18 protein-coding genes, 7 tRNA genes and 1 pseudogene are annotated in these 20,841 nt (G+C 43.2%); 3 read left to right on the forward strand and 23 right to left on the reverse strand.

Translation table 11 applies throughout. The features are described 5' to 3' along the window. Positions 1–13: 13 nt before the first annotated feature. From J8Z24_RS11460 to murJ, 11 genes are all read right to left on the reverse strand, one after another. Positions 14–475: a pilus assembly protein PilX gene (locus J8Z24_RS11460; RefSeq protein ID WP_252094708.1), complete on the reverse strand. Its 462-nt coding sequence runs from the start codon at positions 473–475 to the stop codon at positions 14–16. After that, entirely contained in the window at positions 463–1,470 is a 1,008-nt protein-coding gene (locus J8Z24_RS11465; protein WP_252094709.1) for a PilW family protein, read from the reverse strand. The genes J8Z24_RS11460 and J8Z24_RS11465 overlap by 13 nt, the downstream gene beginning before the upstream one ends. Beyond that, positions 1,467–2,021, reverse strand: coding sequence for a type IV pilus modification protein PilV (pilV, locus tag J8Z24_RS11470; protein ID WP_147388830.1), 555 nt, complete (start codon positions 2,019–2,021; stop codon positions 1,467–1,469). The genes J8Z24_RS11465 and pilV overlap by 4 nt, the downstream gene beginning before the upstream one ends. Positions 2,022–2,123: 102 nt before the next feature. Next, a complete protein-coding gene (locus J8Z24_RS11475; protein ID WP_252094710.1) occupies positions 2,124–2,810 on the reverse strand; it encodes a LytR/AlgR family response regulator transcription factor in 687 nt (228 codons plus the stop codon). Next, positions 2,807–3,811, reverse strand: coding sequence for a sensor histidine kinase (locus J8Z24_RS11480; RefSeq protein WP_128731377.1), 1,005 nt, complete (start codon positions 3,809–3,811; stop codon positions 2,807–2,809). The genes J8Z24_RS11475 and J8Z24_RS11480 overlap by 4 nt, the downstream gene beginning before the upstream one ends. A gap of 12 nt (positions 3,812–3,823) precedes the next feature. After that, entirely contained in the window at positions 3,824–4,753 is a 930-nt protein-coding gene (ispH, locus tag J8Z24_RS11485) for a 4-hydroxy-3-methylbut-2-enyl diphosphate reductase (protein ID WP_128731376.1), read from the reverse strand. Beyond that, entirely contained in the window at positions 4,753–5,193 is a 441-nt protein-coding gene (gene fkpB, locus J8Z24_RS11490; RefSeq protein ID WP_125254255.1) for an FKBP-type peptidyl-prolyl cis-trans isomerase, read from the reverse strand. Before fkpB ends, ispH begins: the two co-directional genes overlap by 1 nt. Beyond that, positions 5,190–5,693, reverse strand: coding sequence for a signal peptidase II (lspA, locus tag J8Z24_RS11495; protein ID WP_128731375.1), 504 nt, complete (start codon positions 5,691–5,693; stop codon positions 5,190–5,192). Before lspA ends, fkpB begins: the two co-directional genes overlap by 4 nt. Before the next feature lie 9 nt (positions 5,694–5,702). Beyond that, complete coding sequence (ileS, locus tag J8Z24_RS11500) at positions 5,703–8,531, reverse strand: isoleucine--tRNA ligase (RefSeq protein WP_125254257.1); 2,829 nt, start codon at positions 8,529–8,531, stop codon at positions 5,703–5,705. 21 nt (positions 8,532–8,552) lie between these two features. Continuing rightward, on the reverse strand, positions 8,553–9,479 hold the full coding sequence (gene ribF, locus J8Z24_RS11505; RefSeq protein WP_128731373.1) for a bifunctional riboflavin kinase/FAD synthetase: 927 nt from the start codon (positions 9,477–9,479) through the stop codon (positions 8,553–8,555). Positions 9,480–9,546: 67 nt separating this feature from the next. Next, positions 9,547–11,109 (reverse strand): murein biosynthesis integral membrane protein MurJ, encoded by a 1,563-nt coding sequence (gene murJ / locus J8Z24_RS11510; protein WP_280177899.1) that lies wholly within the window; start codon positions 11,107–11,109, stop codon positions 9,547–9,549. A 425-nt stretch (positions 11,110–11,534) separates the two neighbouring features. Here murJ and rpsT point away from each other — a divergent pair, with 425 nt between their 5' ends. Together rpsT and J8Z24_RS21960 are read left to right on the forward strand one after the other, a co-directional pair. Then, on the forward strand, positions 11,535–11,795 hold the full coding sequence (rpsT, locus tag J8Z24_RS11515; RefSeq protein ID WP_010370978.1) for a 30S ribosomal protein S20: 261 nt from the start codon (positions 11,535–11,537) through the stop codon (positions 11,793–11,795). A gap of 28 nt (positions 11,796–11,823) precedes the next feature. Continuing rightward, positions 11,824–11,871, forward strand: a pseudogene (locus tag J8Z24_RS21960) (DUF3789 domain-containing protein); the annotation flags it as partial. Positions 11,872–11,889: 18 nt separating this feature from the next. On the opposite strand, the gene J8Z24_RS11520 reads toward J8Z24_RS21960, so the two are convergent. After that, the gene (locus J8Z24_RS11520; protein WP_125254259.1) at positions 11,890–12,273 is read right to left on the reverse strand and encodes a response regulator; all 384 of its coding nucleotides are present in this window, start codon (positions 12,271–12,273) and stop codon (positions 11,890–11,892) included. 92 nt (positions 12,274–12,365) lie between these two features. Between J8Z24_RS11520 and J8Z24_RS11525 the strand changes: the two genes are divergently transcribed. Continuing rightward, entirely contained in the window at positions 12,366–12,839 is a 474-nt protein-coding gene (locus J8Z24_RS11525; RefSeq protein WP_252094711.1) for a hypothetical protein, read from the forward strand. A gap of 181 nt (positions 12,840–13,020) precedes the next feature. On the opposite strand, the gene J8Z24_RS11530 is transcribed toward J8Z24_RS11525, so the two are convergent. From J8Z24_RS11530 to J8Z24_RS11580, 11 genes are all read right to left on the reverse strand, one after another. Beyond that, positions 13,021–16,098, reverse strand: a complete 3,078-nt coding sequence (locus J8Z24_RS11530) for an error-prone DNA polymerase (RefSeq protein WP_252094712.1) — start codon at positions 16,096–16,098, stop codon at positions 13,021–13,023. Further along, a complete protein-coding gene (locus J8Z24_RS11535) occupies positions 16,098–17,495 on the reverse strand; it encodes a Y-family DNA polymerase (RefSeq protein WP_252094713.1) in 1,398 nt (465 codons plus the stop codon). The genes J8Z24_RS11530 and J8Z24_RS11535 overlap by 1 nt, the downstream gene beginning before the upstream one ends. 2 nt (positions 17,496–17,497) lie before the next feature. Continuing rightward, entirely contained in the window at positions 17,498–18,184 is a 687-nt protein-coding gene (gene imuA, locus J8Z24_RS11540) for a translesion DNA synthesis-associated protein ImuA (RefSeq protein ID WP_128731370.1), read from the reverse strand. Positions 18,185–18,591: 407 nt separating this feature from the next. Further along, a tRNA-Asp gene (locus tag J8Z24_RS11545) sits at positions 18,592–18,668 on the reverse strand. A gap of 28 nt (positions 18,669–18,696) precedes the next feature. Continuing rightward, positions 18,697–18,773: transfer RNA gene (locus J8Z24_RS11550), tRNA-Asp, on the reverse strand. Between the two features lie 41 nt (positions 18,774–18,814). Continuing rightward, positions 18,815–18,891 (reverse strand) — tRNA-Asp (locus J8Z24_RS11555). A gap of 49 nt (positions 18,892–18,940) precedes the next feature. After that, positions 18,941–19,017 (reverse strand) — tRNA-Asp (locus J8Z24_RS11560). Between the two features lie 32 nt (positions 19,018–19,049). Beyond that, positions 19,050–19,126 (reverse strand) — tRNA-Asp (locus J8Z24_RS11565). A 32-nt stretch (positions 19,127–19,158) separates the two neighbouring features. After that, a tRNA-Asp gene (locus tag J8Z24_RS11570) sits at positions 19,159–19,235 on the reverse strand. Between the two features lie 30 nt (positions 19,236–19,265). Further along, positions 19,266–19,342 (reverse strand) — tRNA-Asp (locus J8Z24_RS11575). 110 nt (positions 19,343–19,452) lie between these two features. Then, positions 19,453–20,823 (reverse strand): TIGR03503 family protein, encoded by a 1,371-nt coding sequence (locus J8Z24_RS11580; RefSeq protein WP_252094714.1) that lies wholly within the window; start codon positions 20,821–20,823, stop codon positions 19,453–19,455. Between the last annotated feature and the right edge of the window lie 18 nt (positions 20,824–20,841).

A 20,841-nucleotide genomic window follows, 5' to 3' on the forward strand; every position in this document is an offset into this window, starting at 1 on the left:
TACTCGAGAAATACTAGTTAGAAACACTGACAATTTCTTGGCCTATTCCCATCACAATTGTGACATTGTGACGACCCTTATCACCATACCCCACTGTGGCCTGTACCTCTGTCATGTTGCAAACAAAGCCTGCGGTATAATCAAATTGGCGTGGGCAAAATAGCTCCAGCTCACCATTGTTTAAATTCGTTACCGTAGCTTGAAGACCGCCAGGAGTCTGTACTGTTGCACCATCATCAGCGAGCTGCTGCCGTGAACGTAAAAAGACGTTGTCTGCCGCCCTTTGTTCTTGCCTGATCAGACGCTGCATTTCACCAAATAACAGGCTTTCAGCTTCTTCTCGCTCCATCACCGCATGTGTCATTTTAATATCCAGTGTACTGGTGCTCATCAGTGTCACCGCTATCGCCATCACAGCCACAACCATTACCATGGCCATGATCAAAACTACTCCTCGCTGTCTTACATTTCCCACGATGAGCCTCCCATGTTGTACATTGAAATAGTGGTTGAGAATACGGTGCGACGAATAGCGTCGGTGTAGGTCAGCTCACGTCTATTTGGGTCATTTCCTAAAGTGTATGTTCGTGCCTGTACGCCAAAGTCAGGATCTGGTTGCAATACCCTAACCAATACAAAAAGCTGTAACGACAAAATACCGCGGGTGCCTTCCCAATCGGTTTCAGACATATTGGCTGTGTGTCGATACCTATCAACGCGACCGTCATAGTCAGTATCGAGTCCGAAAACAAAGCGGATTTGTTCAACCCCCTCAATGACCAGCTCATCACTCATTCCGCCATTGACGAGCAAACGTTGTCGCCTTAACACCGGAATGGTAAGGGTGCGATTATTGATCACTTGCTGTTCTTCACTGACATAATAAACGTGATGACTGTATGGCCATAACGTCGCGTTGACACTTGGCATATTAGCGATATTACCCCCAGCAATAAATTCAGCTTGCTCTTGCTGAGCAATAAAGTAATACCTTGTGTCTCGGATCGCCGCCATGTCAGGGACAAGCCCTACTGTTGTGACCGGGTTTCCTTCCAGAAATTTTACTTGTAGTACTTCTGATTGTGGTCTTGCAGATGTGACACAGCCGAGCGCTGTAGCATTAGTCGTAAATGTGGCCCAAATTGGTCTAAAGTTAGCTGGTTGGTTGTTCGGAAAACTGCCATTGTTAATCCCACCAGAACAGTCATTACCAGGGTTTGCTGGCGCACTTTGGTTATCCAGTGTAAACCCTTTGTCGTAAAACGTGCCCCAAAAACCAACTTGTTCAATATCACGACGCATAATTGACAACGCTAAACGCCCTTTTTCCTGAAGCTCTCCGATTTGTATGGTATCGCTTGTCGTGGCTTTCATTCCAACATAGGTGGCAATAACGCCACCTAAAAGCATGGCACCAATAAACATAGCTATCATGATTTCTAGCAAAGTAAAGCCAAGTACTTTTCTCATGGCTCACTCCTAATGAGTACAAATGTCTGCATTACAACCGCCCTGCGCCTATCGTCAGCCACACCACAATCACCTGCGGGGTTATTCTCTAGCGCTGTCATCGCTTGGCGACCGCGCCATGTTACGATAACCTCTACATTGATCCCCGAGGCGTCCGCCCCTGTCGTTGGATTAATACATACAACTGCATTATCCAATGCGCCTGTGTTTTCTCGCGCTCTAATCGCTCGGCGCCAATTCGCAATATCCGTCTGTGCAATGGCTGCGGCATTACAAAAGTTGTTATAACATGCCGTTGTGTCTTGTACCGCTTCGGTACTATTAAAATCAACGTTGTATAAAGTAGCGATATTCGTTGCATCGTTACTACGAATACGGTGCATAATGTCGCTGGCCAATTCAACTGCTGCCGCTCTTTGCATTGAGTCAAAGCTTGCTTGTTTTGCTTTTGCTTGCAGCGCCACCGCGCCTAATAACCCAAAGCTCAGAATCATAAAGGCAATGAGCACTTCTAACAGAGTGAAGCCTTGCTGCCTGTATTTTATCCTCATAGTGGAACCAGAATATTATTATCCTAGGTTCAGTGTAAACAGGAGGATCTGAAACTCAACGTGAAATGGTCTGAAAGGTTTATTAAGCCGATGAACGGTTTATTACAGTAGCGCTTTTAATTGGGAATAAGCTCTTCTACTCACTTCGTATCGTGCAGATAACGACTTTAAACCAACAAAGTGCTTGTGTCCCTGCGACTCCAATACAGCGATATCATTACGATTGACAAGCGTGCTTCGGTGGATTTGTACAAAGTGTGTGGGGAATTTATCCATCAATGCTTTGAGTGATATATCGACAAGTGCATCTGTCCCTGACTTTAACGTAATACGAGTATATTTATCATCTGCTTGTGCCACAAGCACATCGGCTAATTGCACATGACGAAGCTCATTTCCGACATGATAGCTAATCGTTTCTACTTCTGGGAAAATAGTCATCAATAGAGCCGTCAACTTATCTTCGCGCAGCGGTTTCACCAAATAGCCATTAGCATGCAAATCAAATGCCTCAAGTGCATATTCTGGGTGTGCTGTTAAAAAAACAATTTTTATCCGAGGAAACCGCTGTCTAAGTTCAGTGGCAAACGTCAGACCGGACTCGCCTGGCATAGAAATATCTAAAAAAATAAGTGTGACCACCATTTCATCAAGTACTGTTTTAGCACTTGCTGAGCTATTCGCTTCACCCACACAGACAAATCGCAACTGTTTGTCCATCAATCGTCTAATGCGAGCTCTTGCGAGTGGTTCATCATCCACAATGAGGTAAGGTATTAACGTATTCATAACGGTATACAAATAGAAACGGTAAAGCTGTCTTCACTGGCATTAACCTCAAAATCAACAGACGGTTCATAATATAGCGCCAAACGACGCTGGATATTACTCAGACCAATACCATGACCTTGGTGAGTAGGTTGTAATGTTGGATTGTAGGAGTTGGCAATCACTATCGTCAATATGCGCCCAGCTCGATGGATAGAAATTTTAATATCTGCACCAATGGGGTTTGGCTCAACAGCATGGCTTACTGCATTTTCTACGAGCGGCTGCAAAATAAGTGCAGGGATACGCTCATCTCCTATGATATTTTCTAGTATCCAGTCATCCCTCAAGCGCTCAGCAAACCGCCAGCGTTCTAGATCCAGATACGCTTTACACATTTGAATTTCATCGTCTAAACGTACAACACTTTGGGTTGACATCGCTGCACGGGATAAATCAGCTAGTGCTAGCGCTGATTTTTCTGCATTGCTCGGATCCAGATGTATCAACTCAGCAACTGTATTTAACGTATTATATAGAAAGTGCGGTCGGATCCTTGCCTGCAATGCTTCTAGTTCAGCCCGAGATAATGCTTCTACCTTGCGGATGTTGTCTGTAAAAATTGCGAGAAAGTGAGCAAAGATAGTCATAATGCACAAACACATTGCAATGTTCCGCCAAAGGTTGATCTCAACTTTGGCTTCATCAATCCATCCAAGTAGCGTAAATAAGTAAGGAAAGAACCAACTGGTGAGCGCCGTTGCCATCACAAACACTAAGATAAGTATGCCTGCTTCAACAAGATCAGAGCGAGTTTCTACGAAGCGACGTATCACTACTAAGATAGTGAGAGATAAAAAGCTCGTGAAGTGAATAAATAAGCTAACAAGACCCAAACTCTGCCAAAATGGTCCTGAAATGATCAAAGAGTATAAAAAAGCAAAGAGCTGCGAGGCAACTAGTAAAGCCAGTATGCCTCGTTCTGATAATAGTGCTGACAACAACCTAATTCTCGGTGTCATCGCCCTATCCTGCTATCTCAGCTCGACAGGAACTGCAAAGACAACATTTTCTTCTTGCCCTGGATTTTCAACAACGGTTTTACCGCCAAGTTCCTGAAGCCGAGTTATAACTTGCTGTACTAATACTTCAGGTGCCGATGCTCCTGCTGTCACACCAACTTTTTCGACATTTGATAACCATGACTCATCGATGGAAGAGGCGTCGTCAATCAAAAAAGATTTAGTGCCCATTTTATCCGACAACTCTCTCAAGCGATTCGAGTTTGAGCTGTTTTTAGCACCAACAACAAGAAGTAAATCAACTTTGTCTGCCAAGTCACGTACCGCATCTTGACGATTCTGGGTCGCATAACAAATGTCATCTTTACGCGGGCCACTTATGTTCGGGAACTTCTCTCGCAGAGCGTCTATAACGTCAGCTGTATCATCGACAGAGAGTGTCGTTTGGCTACAATAAAACACGTTATTGGCATCTTTAACTTCAAGCACCGCTACGTCTTCGGGTGTCTCAACAAGATAGATACCACCATTAGGGTTGTCATATTGCCCCATCGTCCCTTCAACTTCAGGGTGACCATGATGTCCAATCAGCACACATTCAGTGCCTCTTCGACTAGCGCGAGTTACTTCCATATGCACTTTGGTCACTAACGGGCAAGTAGCGTCAAACACTTTTAGCTCTCTGCGCTTTGCTTCGTTACGGACTTGCTGAGAAACACCGTGTGCACTAAAAATGACGATACTGTCATCGGGTACCTCATCCAGCTCTTCAACAAACACGGCTCCACGAGATTTTAAACCATCCACCACATACTTGTTGTGCACAACTTCATGACGGACGTAGATGGGCGCAGTAAAAATGTCGAGCGCACGCTCAACAATACTGATGGCTCTATCAACGCCAGCACAAAATCCTCTTGGGTTTGCGAGCAAGATTTCCATTAATTGCTTACCTCTAGGATTTCAACTTCAAATGTCACTTTTTGACCCGCAAGCGGGTGGTTGAAATCCACCGTTACCGAATCACCAGCAACTTCTCGGATCAACCCAGGTAGATCAGTACCATCAGGTTGAGTAAAGGCAATAATACTACCAACCTGAGCCGGTGTATCTGCACCAAATTTACTTCTATCAACGTAGTAAATATTGTCAGGGTTTGGTTGCCCAAACGCATCTTCTGGCTCAAGCTCAAACGACTTTTCATCGCCTGCTTTTAGTCCCAGTAAGCATTTTTCGAAGTTTTCAGTTAAGCTGCCATCGCCCATAAAAAGCTTGGCTGGTTTGTTATGGACCTTAGTCGAGTCGGCCGCTGAACCATCTTCTAACTTTATTGAGAAGTGAAACAAAACCTCTGATTTTGCTCCAATCACTTGTTCATTCACGATTGTTTCTCCTGTGGTTTATCGCCACTGGTAAAGGCATCAAAAATAAGCAGTGCTGCACCACCAACAATTGCCATGTCCGCAACATTAAATGCCGGATAATGCCAATCCTGATAATAAAAGTGCAAAAAGTCGATCACATACCCGTGGATGATCCGGTCGTATAAATTGCCAACTGCCCCTCCGAGTACGAGTGAATATGCAAGACCTAACTGCCAATTCGAAGCCGGAAGTTTGCGCAGCCAAAATACTAATAACGTACTAATGGCAATAGCAATACCACTTAAAAAATAGCGCTGCCAACCACCCGCATCACTTAAAAAGCTAAATGCAGCCCCATAATTGTGCATATAGGTTAAATTGAAGATAGGTAGGATATCGATGGACTCATAGAGATCCATTTCGGTCATTACCAGTGCTTTGGTGAAGTAGTCTACTGCAAAAAGCAGTAGACTAAGCCACAACCACACTAGACCACTTTTCTGTGTAGTTTGTGTCACATTTGACTCCTAGGCAAATTGGCGTTGCTCGCCATCACCTTCAACATTACTGATACAGCGACCACAAATATCAGGGTATTGTGAGTCACTACCGACATCATCAGTATAATGCCAACAACGGTCACACTTTTTAGCTTCTGTTGCAGTAACGCTGATAAACAAACCATCTATTTCTGTTGAGATAGCATGTTCAGGCTGGCTATTCACCACCTCTACCACTGCTTTTGAAGTCAATAGTACGAAGCGCAGTTCATCACCGATAGCATTTAATTGCTCAGCTAAATCACCACCCGTGTACAGCGTTACTTCAGCTTGTAAAGTCGCACCAATTACTTCTTCTTTACGCGCATTTTCAAGTACACGGTTCACTTCGTCACGTACAGCCAGTAAGTTCTGCCAGTATTCGTTATTTAGTGACCCTTCTGTTGCACCTTCAATTGCATCATACCAAGTATCAGTAAATACGAACTTTCCACGTTCACCCGGTAAAACTTCCCAGATTTCTTGTGCGGTAAAGCTCATGATCGGCGCCATCCAACGTGTCATCGCCTCAGCGATATGATAAAGCGCTGACTGACAAGAACGACGAGCGTGGCTATCACTTTTCGCGGTGTATTGACGATCTTTAATTACGTCAAGATAGAAAGAGCCAAGCTCACCAGTACAGAAGTTCATAAGCTTTTGTGTAACTTGCAACATCTGATACTTGTCATAGGCTGCTTTGATCTCAGTTTGTAGTTGTGCTGCACGCGCTACAATCCAGCGGTCTAGCTCAACCATATCTTCTATCGCTACTAAGTCAGTTTTTGGATCAAAACCGCTTAGGTTAGCAAGTAAATAACGACTTGTATTACGAATACGGCGATAACGATCCGCTGAGCGCTTAAAAATTTCGTCAGATACCGTCATCTCAGCAGTATAATCTGTTGACGCAACCCACAGGCGCAGAATGTCTGCTCCCAGTTTATTCATAATATCTTGCGGTGAAATCACATTGCCCAATGACTTAGACATCTTGTGACCTTTTTCGTCTACCGTAAAGCCATGCGTTAGCACTTGCTTATATGGCGCATGACCGTTGATAGCAACAGAAGTCATCATTGATGACATAAACCAGCCACGGTGTTGGTCAGAACCTTCTAGATACAGATCAGCAGGACCGCTTAACTCCTCGCGGGCATCTACTACACAAGCGTGTGTTACACCAGAATCAAACCAAACATCGAGTGTATCTTGTACTTTAACGTATTGCTGCGCATCTGCATCGCTCAGTAAAGTTGTCGGCTCAAGGTCATACCAAGCCTGAATACCTTTCTCATCTACTAACTTGGCAACGGCTTCAATTAAGCTTTCTGTATCTGGGTGCAGGCTACCTGTGTCTTTGTCAACAAATAGCGCGATTGGTACACCCCAAGTACGTTGACGAGAAATACACCAATCTGGGCGACCTTCAACCATGTTTGCAATGCGGCTTTCACCCCACTCTGGTAACCATTCGGTCTTTTTGATTTCATTCAGTGAATCTGTGCGTAAGTTCGCTTGATCCATACTCACAAACCACTGCGGCGTCGCACGGAAAATAATAGGAGTCTTGTGGCGCCAGCAATGCGGGTAGCTATGCGTCAGTGCCTTATGGCGGAACAGCACACCTTTTTCGTTCAACAGTTCGATAATGCTGTCATTCGCTTTAAACACGTGCTGACCTGCAAAAATTGGCGTGTCCGGTAGATAAACACCATTTGCACCAACAGGGTTTGCAACTTCAAGGCCATAAGCCTGACCTGCTACAAAGTCTTCTTGACCGTGACCAGGTGCCGTATGAACAATACCAGTACCTGAATCTGTTGTTACGTGCTCACCTAAAATCACTGGAACATCAAAGTCCAAGAATGGGTGTACAACACGAAGATTTTCAAGTGCTGCGCCTTTTGCATACCCTAATACATGGAAGTGCTTAAAGCCAAAACGGTCTACTGCATCTTTGACTAACTCAGAGCCAAGTACAATTCGCTGCTCTTGACCTTCATCTTCGATTTGTACCAACGCATATTCTAGTGCACCATGTACCGCTACAGCGCGGTTTGCAGGCAATGTCCAAGGTGTTGTAGTCCAGATTGCAGTACTTACTTCGCCTTTGCCCTCATGGCCATCGGTCAAGCTAAACGCGTCGACAATTGCTGCTTGGTCTGCAAATACAAATTTTACGTCGATAGCTGGAGATTGCTTATCTTGATATTCAACTTCCGCTTCAGCAAGTGCCGAGCCACAGTCTGTACACCAATGAACTGGTTTTGCACCTTTGTGTAGGTGGCCATTTTTGATAATACGACCAAGTACACGAATAGCATTGGCTTCAAAATCAAAATTCATGGTTAAGTATGGTTTGTCCCAGTCACCCAAAACACCAAGACGCTTAAAGTCTACCTTTTGGCCTTCAACTTGCTTTTTAGCATAGTCACGGCATTTTTCGCGAAACTCAGCAACTGATACCTTTTTGCCTGGCTTGCCAACTTTCTTTTCAACTTGTAGCTCAATGGGTAGACCATGACAGTCCCAACCTGGCACGTAGGGTGCGTCAAAATCTGAAAGCGTTTTTGACTTAATAATAATATCTTTTAGGATTTTATTTACTGAGTGACCTAGGTGAATATTACCATTTGCATACGGAGGACCGTCATGCAAAATAAATGGCTTTTTACCTTTTTTCGCAATGCGAATTTGACCGTATAAGTCTTCTTCATACCATTTTTTCAGCATCTTTGGTTCGCGTTGCGCCAAATTACCACGCATCGGAAACTCAGTTTCCGGTAGATTTAAAGTATGTTTGTAGTCGCTCATTTATCCTACTTTCCGTATCGGCTACGTTAAAGAAAAACACTGTTTTGCATGACTAACATCTCGGCTGATTTGCTCTGTTAGTTGCGACAATGTTTCGAATTTTTGCTCATCGCGAAGCTTTTCAATCAGCTCCACCTTCATAAATTGACCGTAGATGGTCTCATTAAAATTAAATAGATGCACCTCTAAGAGGGCTTTAGTGCCATTTAACGTTGGTTTAGTACCAACATTAGCTACACCATAATGTGTTTTTTGATTTACCGTTGCAATTACCGCATATACCCCACATACGGGACTGACCTGGCGTTTCAAGGCGATATTTGCAGTACGAAACCCAAGCTCTCTACCTTTTTTCCACCCATGGATAACACGACCAGAGATAGCGTAAGTATGACCCAGCATTTCATGTGCTTGGTTTAAGTCTCCCTGTGCCAGTGCGCTACGGATTAAGGTACTACTCACTCGGCAGTTTTGTTTACGAAAGCTTGCCGTATCCTTAACGTGCATACCAAGTGGTTCACCCACCCGCTTTAGCATCGAAAAATCTCCGGCTCGTTCACGGCCAAAACGAAAGTCGTCGCCAATAGTCAAGGCACGAGTACCGAGCTTAGCTATCAACACATCCCTAATAAATTGCTCGGCATCTTGTGATGCAAACTTATGATTAAAGTTCACACATATCACCCGTTCTATTCCCAATTTTTGCAATAAAACGAGTTTGTCACGCAGTCGAGTTAATCTTGCCGGCGCTTTATCTTTTGCAAAAAACTCCAAAGGTTGTGGTTCAAATAACATCACAGTGCTTGGTAGTTGGTAGTGTTTTGCATCGCTAATCAGCCCTTTCAAAACTTCTACATGTCCCAGGTGAACCCCATCAAAGTTTCCAATCGTCAACACACAACCAAAGTGATGTGGTCGAATATTATGGATCCCTCGGATTAGTTGCATAGTGCCGTGCCTTTGTGCAGCAAATATCAAAGAGCTCGATTATACCCAAGTTGCTTAAAAATGCGAATCAAGCATCACGGATTGTGTTGAATCTTACCCCTAGCATAAATAGTAGACTGAAATAGCTCACTATCGCGACCGTTAATAAACCACAAAGTAATAAAATTTGATCTATGAGTCCCCATGCTAGCCAATCAAATTGTATTGCCAAACTATATACCGAGATAGCCATAGCCACCGCCGATACCAAGCATTTTGCCGCAAAAGTTAATGAGAACCCACTTACCTTATACACCCCTTGACGAGATAAATGTCGATATAACAAAAACGCGTTGCAAGATGCAGATAAAGAAGTCGCAAGAGCTAAGCCAAGGTAACCAATAAATGGTGCCAACATCAGATTAAATACCATATTGAGCGCCATTGCGATAATCCCAATACGAACCGGTGTTTTGATGTCCTGCCTTGCATAAAAGCCTGGAGCTAAAACCTTAATTAACATAAAGCTAAGTAAGCCAACTGAATATGCTGCGACCCCCATGCTAACTTTATTAATGTTGTCTGCATCTTGCGATACGAACTCACCGTGACCAAATAAAACCGAGATGATAAGTGGGCTTATAACCATTAAACCAAGCATGGCAGGCAACCCCAAAAAGATCACAAAACGCACTCCCCAATCAAGCGTTTTTTGAAAGTCGGAGCCTTTGTCACCCGCATGCAGCTTAGAAAGTGCCGGTAAAATAACAGTAGCAATACCAACACCGAACAGCCCAAGTGGGAACTCAATCAGTCTGTCCGAATAGTACAGCCATGCAATAGAGCCTGTAACTAAAAACGAGGCAATCATAGTGTCTAATAATAAGTTAATTTGACTCACCGACACGCCAAATAATGCAGGTATCATTAACGTCCTCACTTTTGTCACCTCAGGACTTTGCCAAGCAAACCGCGGACGGCTTAAGACACCAAGCTTTAGCAAAAATGGGAGTTGAAAAAGTAGCTGTACAATACCACCAATAAATACACCTAAAGCCAGTGCATACGCGCCTTGCTCAAATTTATCATGAAGGAAAATAGCGCAAGCGATAATGGTAATATTAAGTAAAACTGGAGTAAACGCCGCGGCCGCAAAGCGGTTATACACATTTAATACTGCGCCACTTAGTGCAACCAAAGAAACAAAAAATAGATAAGGAAATGTAAGTTTTAATAACGCACTTGCAAGGACAAATTTTTCAGCATCGGCTCCCTCTTGCATCCAATCTATAAACCAGCTTGTGCCAAATAATGCAGCAATGACAGGAGAGCCTATTACGCCTAAGATAGTGACACACAGTAAGACGGTTCCCAAGGTACCAGCGGCTTGTGCAACGAATAACCGTACTTTATCGTCGCCATGTTTTTCTTTGATTTCTGATAATACAGGGACAAATGCTTGAGCAAAGGCTCCTTCAGCAAATAATCTACGTAAAAAGTTAGGAATACGGTTGGCGAATAAAAAGACATCGGCGGCCAACCCTGCGCCCAGTAAATTTGCTACCACAGCATCGCGCACCAGACCGAGCACACGCGAAATCATTGTCATCGCGCTGACAATCATACCTGATTTAAATAACCCTTTTATCACCTTAACTCCTAAATTCAGCGATTAGCAGCAAATTATGCCACAGTCGTTGTGCATTTAGCACTAGGCGCGCTCGGTCAGCTTTGCTACAATACGCGCCATTAACCTAAGTAAGCCTATTGCACGTTAGTGGAATATAAACTGTTTACTCTGGTTCGAACCTGAGATTTTCAAGGCACCATGCAAAGCTACGGCTTTTCATTTTTGTGCAACTTGGGATATTACGGGTTTACTTGCCTGTGTTAGACAAAAAGCATTACCTTACAATGCCTTTTGCTTGCAGGTTAAGAATTGAGAATAGCCCAAGTCAAGTCTTGGGTGTTGAACATTAGGCCGCGCTTGTTAATTTATATTGACTTTTGCGATTAAAACAGGCATATTCCTCGGCCTTTAAATTAAGCTTATTTTAAGATTGTTAGGAGCAAACCTTGGCTAACATCAAGTCTGCAAAAAAACGCGCTATCACTAGCGAAAAGCGTCGTAAGCACAACGCAAGTCGTCGTTCAATGATGCGTACATACTTCAAAAAAGTAATCGCTGCAATTGAAGCTGGTGATAAAGAAGCTGCAACTCAAGCATTTGCTGTTGCTGCACCTATCCTGGACCGTTACGCAACTAAAGGTCTAATCCACAAAAACAAAGCTGCTCGTCATAAGAGTCGTTTAGTTGCTAAGATTAAAGCACTTTAATTTGTTGCTGGATTGAAAAAACCGACGCTTAGTCGGTTTTTTTATATCTGTAATTCACATGTGTTTATGTCAATGAATGAATTTGGTATAACCACTACACCAATTCTAGATCTGGGTAAAACTTCTTCAACATAGCTGCGATTTTCTTAGGTGAGAATGGCTTTACAACAAACCCTTTTGCGCCACGTTCAATAGCATCTTTTACATTGTCTACCGTTGAGTGGGCGGATACCATAACCACATTGACATTCGGGTTAATCTCGTTAAGCGTCGCAATTAACTCTTTACCATCACCGTCTGGTAACTCAATATCCAAGAAGACAATATCAAAGTGCTGCTCTTCACATGACTTTACGCACTGTGTTGCTGTTGAGGCTTCACGCACATGGTCAATGCCTAAGTGCATCAAGGTTTGATGTAAAAAACTGCGAACTGTCCCTACATCATCAACAATTAAAATAGAGATACTTTGATCCATAGTCCTTTCCCGTAGGCTGTAATGTAAAAATAGGCTATTATATTTAGCATAGAAGCATTATAGAGACCTGCAACTAAAAGGCTACTTAAAGCATGGCAAAAACATCAAAAAAACAATCGCTTTTAGGCCAAGTACAGCCCAGCACCAAAAAACCAATAAAGCGCAAGGCACAAAACCATCGCACCTCACCGCAGCAGGTAGCTGCACTGAAAGCGCAACAAGCAGCAGCACTTCAAAATCAACAAAGTAGCCTAAATGAGGAAAAACCAAAACGCAAAGCAAAGTGGATAATACTTGGTGTGTTACTCGCTTTATTTATTGTTTTTCCAAAGCCAAAGTTAATTACTTATGAAAAATTAGGTCTTGTTGCAAGCAGTGTTTATTGGCCAGGGCTACCAGGGATAGATCCTGTGCTATTTGATTCAAGTTTACACCCTCAGCCCGCGCTTGAGCGTAATACACTATACCTATGCCACGATTTGAAAAAACCAGACACGTGCCAAAAGTACCAAATAATCAAACAAGAAGGTTTTATTGCTGCAACCATCAAATTGATTAAAGGATAGCAATAATTATATCTTAAAAGAGGCATTTAACTTTTCAGCGATAAGATTAATTGCATCCACGCTCATTGCCACTTCCAAAAAATGGGTGCAATACCAGCAGTTGATTATTAACAGTAATCTCAATAAAACTAACGCCAACAGCGGGGAGCCAAAAAACATTTATTTTTGAAACAATAGATGCTTATCGAAAAGCGCGTGCTTTAATAGTCATCGCTTCTAGTAACTCAGTTCTATCAATCAACTTTCCTGCTATCACATGTACAACCTCCCCCTCTTTTTCCAGTATGCCCTTTACTTCTAGTAGTTGGGCTCCCATATAAGCCTGTTTTTGTGCTCTTGCTGTGCCAGACCAAACAATTACATTCATATTGCCCGTTTCATCTTCCAACGTAAAAAAGGTGACTCCTTTTGCAGTTCCAGGCGATTGCTTTCCAGTGACAAGACCTACCACTGTTACTAAGGACTTATGTGTGCGGTAAAGTAATTCATTTGCTTTCACCGTACGACTGATCAATTTAGCTTGTTCAAGTTGCTTAACTGGATGGGTTCGCAGGGAAACTTTAGTGGTATTGTAATCTTCTCGAAGCTCCTCAAACTCACTGGTTTGAAAATGATTATATTGGGGTGCAGATTCTTCAAGTTCAACAAATAGTGGCAAAGCCCTACTTTGATCTGCCAAAGACCACCTCGCGGCATAACGACTATCAACAAAGCGATGTAAAGCATCTGCTGAAATCAACTTTTCAATCGTGCTTTTCGCAATACCAACTTGTTGTAACTGTGCGATCCGATGAAACCCGCTGTCAGGTCTTTGTTGTGTGATATGCTGCGCCTCAGTCTCACTTAAGCCCTTTATTAGCCTGAGTCCTAACCGAATAGCAAAAGTGTTTGTGTTATCTGCTTTCACAACTAGGTGATGATAGTCTGAGTGGTTTATACAGATAGGTAGAATAGTCACATTATGTCTAGCGGCATCTTGCAACAGCTGTGAAGCCGAATAAAACCCCATTGGTAAGCTATTAAGTAACGCAGTATAAAACATAGCTGGGTAATAGTATTTCAACCATGCAGAGGCATAAGCCAGCACAGCAAAAGAGGCTGAGTGGCTTTCAGGAAAACCATATTCACCAAAGCCACAGATCTGCTCAAAAATACGCTCAGCAAACTGTGCTTCATAGCCCCGCTCCAACATGCCTCGAATGAGCTTTTCTTTAAACTGCATCAGCTCTCCGGTTTTTTTCCATGACGCCATGGCTCGGCGTAGGCTATCTGCTTCTCCTCCCGTGAATCCAGCTGCAACCATAGCTAGTTTTATCACTTGTTCTTGGAAGATGGGAACCCCCATGGTCCTCTCTAATACCGATTTAACCGCTTCAGATGGATAGCTTACCTGTTCTTCTCCCTCTCGGCGCTTTAAAAATGGATGAACCATATCACCTTGAATAGGCCCTGGCCGTACGATTGCAATTTGAATCACCAAATCATAATAGCAAGCAGGCTTGAGCCTTGGTAGCATACTCATTTGAGCGCGTGACTCCACTTGAAATACCCCGATGCTATCGCCTTTTTGCAGCATTTTGTAAACCAAAGGGTCGTCTTGCATACGCGTTAATTGGGCTAAATCCAAGCTTTTATCTGTATGTTGAGCTATATAACCAAAGCACTTGCGTATTGCGCTTAACATTCCCAACGCAAGTACATCCACTTTAAGCAGCTTTAGTGTTTCTAAGTCATCTTTATCCCATTGAATAATCGTGCGCTCGGGCATGGCTGCATTTTCTGTGGGAACTAGCTCATGCAGCGGGCTTTGTGAGATCACAAAGCCACCAACATGCTGTGATAAGTGCCTTGGAAAACCAATAATTTCATTTACAAGTTGAATAAAATGCTGTCCCTTTAGCGAACTTGGTTCAAAACCAAGCTCAACCAACTGCGCTTGCCAATCAAGTCCTTTATCACGCCTATTCAAGTGCTTAATAAAGTACTCTATTTGCGCCATCTCAATGCCTAGAGCCTTACCGACATCACGCATTGCACTTTTTAAACGATATGTGATCACCGTTGCAGCAAGCGCAGCCCGTTTGCGGCCATACTTATTGTAAATATACTGAATAACTTCTTCGCGGCGTTGATGTTCAAAGTCCACATCAATATCCGGCGGCTCATTGCGCTCTTTACTGATGAAACGTTCAAATAGCACGCCCACTTGTCTAGGATCGACTGCGGTAATTTCCAAACAATAACAAACGACAGAATTTGCCGCTGATCCGCGTCCTTGATACAGGATGTCATGTTGCTTGGCATACATCACAATATCGTGAATAGTAATAAAGAAAAATGGATAGTCTAGCGCTTCAATTAGTGCCAACTCTTTTTCTATTGTCGCGGCAATTTCTGGCGGCACACCATCTGGAAAACGAGTTTTTTTACCTTTTTCAACCAGTGAACGTAAGTAAGCCATAGGTGTTAATCCTTGAGGCACAAGCTCTTGAGGGTATTGATACGCTAAATTGGCTAAATTAAAATCACATTGCCTAGCAATATGCTCACTCTCTTCAAGTAAGCTAAGTGCATATAGCTTTTTGAGCTTGGGAATAGGCCTAAGCGCAAACTCAGCATTGCTGATCATAAACTCTGGAATATCACTGATCACACGATTCAAGCGGATAGCCGTGAGCGTATGCTGTAGCGCCAGTCTGGATGGACAGTGCATTAATACCCCACCAACTGCACATAGAGGTATATGATAGGCTTTTGCAAGTTTGATACAATGCGCAAAATAACGGTCGTCTTCTACAGCTAATTTGCGCTGATAAGCAATCCATACTCTGTCGTGATGATATTTACAAAGCCACTGTACTGATTGAGTATCTTGGATATTACCCTGTGGTAGCCACAATAGTAAAACATGCTTAAGGGACATAATATCCCATTCACTCAGTTGATAAGCGCCCTTTTCACTGCGTCTACGAGCGTTGCTAATCACTCTACATAGTTCAGAATAAGCAAGTTGATTTGGACAAATCGCAACAAACTTAATGTTCTGGTATTTTAATAAGCTCCCTATAATAAGCTTTATCTTGAGCTTATGCTCTTGTATATAGGCGTGAGCACGAACAATACCCGCTAATGAACACTCATCGGTAATAGCAATAGCACTGTAACCTAAAAAGTCCGCTTGTTTTACCAGCTCTTCTGGTCGTGAAGCTCCGGTTAAAAACGAAAAATTACTCTGGCAAAATAGCTCTGCATACGACATTAACTAAACACCCCATGGATATACCATTGATTACTTTGCTCGCGAAATACCCATAAATGCTGGTCTTGTTGGTTTTGCACAATAAAATAATCACGTTGAACTGGCTCACCATCCCACCATCCGGATACTATTCGCTCAGGGCCTGAGATGACTCTGACTTTTTCACATAAAGGCCGTGGCTCAGACAACAAAATAGTCGGCCTTGGTGGAGTTTGAATATTGCTAATATCAGGTGTACGACTATACGTACTGGCTTTCTCGGGGCGAGGATCTCCCGTTAATTTTAGGTGCTGCACAGCTTGATCACCAAGTTTTGTACATAAGATAGATAATAACCCCTGCTGGGATATCGCACTTTGTTGGGCTGAAAATAAATCCCGCACCGTAGCATGTTGTGTTTCTAATTCATCGGCTTTTAACGATACGCTTTGTACTGGGGCCTCGAGCGTAATAGACTCCAGTTTTAGATCTAGCAGTCGTCGCCAATATGATATTCGATATTCGGGCTCAGCACTGTGTAACGTGACCTCCAAAGCGTTTTTGTCTCTCAGCACAAATGTAAAGTTGACAGCTCTTGTCACTAGACTGCGTTTTTGTAAAAACATCGATAAACGTGATAATAGATACCCTATTGGCTTATCTAGCCACGCAACCACTTCCACTTCATAGAGTAAAGGGGCTGTTAACTCGAATACCTCAGGAGGATGATAAAAAGTGGGAGTTTCTCTTAGCTTACCAAATAAGCAACCAACATAATGCACCAGCTCAGTATCAAACCGTTTTGCTAATTCAGACAGCGTAAACTGTTCCAGCTGCGCTACCGTTTTCACGCCTGTGCGCATCAGCTTATCTATCACTTTTTCTGCAAGAGTCGTGTGCTGCAAGGTCACTTTACTCAACGCATAACGAGTTTGTGAGGCGGTTAATTGCAAAGTATCGTTGTGGCTCCGCGCTAATAGCTTAGCCATGGTTATTGATGCGCCAACACCATAGTGATAGCTGACCTCTAATTGGCGTAGTTGCTCGGTAATCACGAGCCAATAGCAGCTCAAATCTTTGTGTAAAGACAACATGCCATCCACTTTAAGCGCAATACCATTAGGTGACTCTATCACCAAATCAGCGCTAACTTGGTACAGTGCATCTGCAATTTCAAGCAACTGTTGACGCTCTAGCTGGCTATCATATGCTAAAACATGAAGCTGCATACATAATGCGCAGGCCGTACCTAATCCCATGCCAATTTTTATGCCTTTTTGCTCTGCAACAGAGTTTAATTGCACTACCTGATTCTTGCGCCCATCAATGATAACAACAGGCGAGATAAAATCAGTTGTAGTTGCTTGCTTACTTATTCCCTCCAGCTGCAGCATTGGAAAATAAAGATATATCCACATAATTAGCTCGTTAACCGCTGATCATATCCACAAGGCATGGTGATACTCTCGTCAATATTCGGTAAGGTTTGCTTTTCAAGTTCCGGCCAGTAGTTTGTATTACGCAGCTTAATGGCATGCTGGGAAAAAGACCCTCTTTGCTTTTTTATCGACACCTGTAAGGCACAGGGCTTTGCCTCTAGTACCAAAGAAAGAGAAAAAGGCAAGGTACTCATGTATTGCCCTTGATGTAAAACAAATAACCGACTATCGCCAGATTGCGCAGCTAACTGCAAACGCTTCACCACAGCGATAGAAAGCGCATCCTGCCAAAGTACTACAGCACTCGATGCTCCACTTTTTAAACATTGCTCAGCAGCCCATAATGCTTCGCTATCGCTTTTTGGCTGCAATATTACAAACTCACTTAAGTCTAGTGATAAGTAATTAATTGCAGCAGCCTGCACTCGACCCGGTGGGTTAATTAACACCTTTAAGCGCTTTTCTTGTGTAAAATGAGGCAGTATTAAACGCAGCTCCCCTATACCAACAGCCGTTTGAATATCTATCACACCATGCTTAGGCCAACCTCCTTGCAAAGCACTATCAAGCAAGGTAAACCCGGTACTTACCGCTTCAGGCTTACATACTCGACCACGTCCGCGCCAAAGCAAATTTTTACGCTCAAGAAGCTCTAGATAATTAGCCATAACCCACCAATACTGTTTATATATACAGTATATTTGAATCTGTAAGGATCGCAAGTAGATCATAAAAAATCGAGATAGGACCTCGCTCAAAAGCATAGGAGTGAATATGGGTTCAGCCAAAAACTTATGTTAGTTTGTTTAGAAACATGAACTATGTTGAAGCAAAAGGTTTGCTACTTACTTGTTCTAAATAAGAAATTTTTAGCACTGTTAGGCTTGGATTTATATCTTCACATTGAGCAATGTATTAAGAAAAATTGGTATATACCACCTTTTGACATCATACAGACAAGGCGTAAAAATAGATTTTAGTATACGGTGAGCTTTTATTTAGGTTGTGAATAGATTCAATAAGAAGGGACTTTTACTTTGAATAATTAAGTTTGCTTAGAGGAGACAATGCAAACTGGCGGAGTGGACGGGACTCGAACCCGCGACCCCCGGCGTGACAGGCCGGTATTCTAACCAACTGAACTACCACTCCGCAGTGATAGATTTGCAAGATATCTTAATGGCGGAGTGGACGGGACTCGAACCCGCGACCCCCGGCGTGACAGGCCGGTATTCTAACCAACTGAACTACCACTCCGCAGAGATATCTTAATGACATTATTTTACTCGTTTTGGTGTTGGCGGAGTGGACGGGACTCGAACCCGCGACCCCCGGCGTGACAGGCCGGTATTCTAACCAACTGAACTACCACTCCAGCGAGTAAACAAGCTGTCATAAAGCTTGAATATAGTTATGCGATACATTGGCGGAGTGGACGGGACTCGAACCCGCGACCCCCGGCGTGACAGGCCGGTATTCTAACCAACTGAACTACCACTCCACTGAGTATTCGCATTTTTTGCTTCGAAGTGTTGGCGGAGTGGACGGGACTCGAACCCGCGACCCCCGGCGTGACAGGCCGGTATTCTAACCAACTGAACTACCACTCCATAAGAAGCAAATGCACGTTTGTAATAAGTATTGGCGGAGTGGACGGGACTCGAACCCGCGACCCCCGGCGTGACAGGCCGGTATTCTAACCAACTGAACTACCACTCCAGCGCGACTTATTGATACTACGAAGATATTTGGCGGAGTGGACGGGACTCGAACCCGCGACCCCCGGCGTGACAGGCCGGTATTCTAACCAACTGAACTACCACTCCGCGTCATATTCTTGCAGTGTTTGCTGTAAGGTGTGCTCCCTGACAGCGGCGTGAATAATACGAATGACCCCCTCATGAGTCAACCGTTTTTTGAAAAAAAACCGTGTTTTTTAGTTATCTTTCATCGAAAGGTTCAAAATATCACCTGATTTATCATTTTTTGAACCATTTGCAGTTGTGTTATTTTCATCTTCCCCCAAATCATTCAGATCAATCACTTCTTCTGTTTTCTTAAAAGGGTTCTTTAGTGCGGGTAATTTAATCTTTATTGGTTTTTTCTGAACAAAAACTCGGATCGCAAGCCAACCAATGAGTAAAACCACAAGGTTACCTGCCACAATAATGCTAATTAATAAGCCTGTACTGATTGTTGGTTCTGGCTCAGGCTCAGGCAGTGCTGTTTGCGGTAATTGCGGCGCTTCTAATTCTGGCACCTTTTCTATCGGTCTTTCTATTTCAAAGTTATAGTTTGGTAATGTCGCCATAAACTCACGACCATTGATGTTTTCTCCAAATGCTGAAATCTCAACGCTATATCGTCCCCAATCATAGTTTTTTATTGCAAGCTGGCGATACAGACGTTCTTGTTTGTCTAAAGTGAACATCTGCTCTTCACCGTTAGGGTAAAAAATCTTACCTTGCAAAATGATTGTTTCTGGCTTCACCACCGACTCATCAATAGAGATGGTGAGGTCATGTTCAAACTCATTCTCTCCCGCTAACATCAGTTCAAAATTAAATGGTGGCTCTGCAATTATAATTGGGGGCTTGATGACTCTACGTTTGAGAATGGGAGTTTCTATAAAAAACTCAGGTTGCCACTCGCCTGCCGGAAAGTTAAGTTTAAACTCCCCAGTAAAAATACCGTCTAGTGGTCTTTCGTCGAACTCTCGACCATCATCTTTAAAATCCGTTACGCTTTGTGTACCAGCACCAAAGTTTGCATATTCATCATTATTGGTGCTAGAAAACTCAACATATAATGTAACGACATCCCGAAAATAGCCAACTTCAATTGGCTTGTCGTCATTGGTAACACGCCCTGTTACCTTTAGTACTTCACCACGAAAAAGAAGTGGCGGTAACGCCTCTACCTCAAGCTCAATATCTCCAAGTACCATGATCCGACTGTTTTTTTGAATTTGCCCAATCACTTGCCAAGGGCCCGGTGTGGGTTTTTTTAAAATGATCAGATCATAGCTAACTTCGTCATACCACTGTAAAGCGTCGTTATCCAACGAGCTTGTTGCATAGTATTTGCTACCATCTGGTTTTACCAATACAACAGCAGGCGTACCAGGAGCTCGAAAAAATAGCAGTGTTATTTCTTCAATGTTATGGTCAATTCGAAAACGGTTATCTAGCAGCGGAATTTCATTTGCCTTGCCATCTCGCTGTAGCATGGTAATTTGCGGTGTTTGCGCACTCACCACCATACTGACAAACAAAATAAGCACCAAAAAAAGCCGATGTAAAACCATGCATTAACCTTAATATCA

Source organism: Pseudoalteromonas sp. SCSIO 43201, from assembly GCF_023716725.1.
Taxonomy (GTDB): domain Bacteria; phylum Pseudomonadota; class Gammaproteobacteria; order Enterobacterales; family Alteromonadaceae; genus Pseudoalteromonas; species Pseudoalteromonas peptidolytica.

Coding starts and splice junctions, on each gene's coding strand:
- J8Z24_RS11465 (WP_252094709.1), bottom strand. CDS start 1,470: ATGAGAAAAGTACTTGGCTTTACTTTGCTAGAAATCATGATAGCTATG.
- pilV (WP_147388830.1), bottom strand. CDS start 2,021: ATGAGGATAAAATACAGGCAGCAAGGCTTCACTCTGTTAGAAGTGCTC.
- J8Z24_RS11475 (WP_252094710.1), bottom strand. CDS start 2,810: ATGAATACGTTAATACCTTACCTCATTGTGGATGATGAACCACTCGCA.
- J8Z24_RS11480 (WP_128731377.1), bottom strand. CDS start 3,811: ATGACACCGAGAATTAGGTTGTTGTCAGCACTATTATCAGAACGAGGC.
- ispH (WP_128731376.1), bottom strand. CDS start 4,753: ATGGAAATCTTGCTCGCAAACCCAAGAGGATTTTGTGCTGGCGTTGAT.
- ileS (WP_125254257.1), bottom strand. CDS start 8,531: ATGAGCGACTACAAACATACTTTAAATCTACCGGAAACTGAGTTTCCG.
- ribF (WP_128731373.1), bottom strand. CDS start 9,479: ATGCAACTAATCCGAGGGATCCATAATATTCGACCACATCACTTTGGT.
- J8Z24_RS11520 (WP_125254259.1), bottom strand. CDS start 12,273: ATGGATCAAAGTATCTCTATTTTAATTGTTGATGATGTAGGGACAGTT.
- J8Z24_RS11525 (WP_252094711.1), top strand. CDS start 12,366: ATGGCAAAAACATCAAAAAAACAATCGCTTTTAGGCCAAGTACAGCCC.
- J8Z24_RS11530 (WP_252094712.1), bottom strand. CDS start 16,098: ATGTCGTATGCAGAGCTATTTTGCCAGAGTAATTTTTCGTTTTTAACC.
- J8Z24_RS11535 (WP_252094713.1), bottom strand. CDS start 17,495: ATGTGGATATATCTTTATTTTCCAATGCTGCAGCTGGAGGGAATAAGT.
- imuA (WP_128731370.1), bottom strand. CDS start 18,184: ATGGCTAATTATCTAGAGCTTCTTGAGCGTAAAAATTTGCTTTGGCGC.
- J8Z24_RS11580 (WP_252094714.1), bottom strand. CDS start 20,823: ATGGTTTTACATCGGCTTTTTTTGGTGCTTATTTTGTTTGTCAGTATG.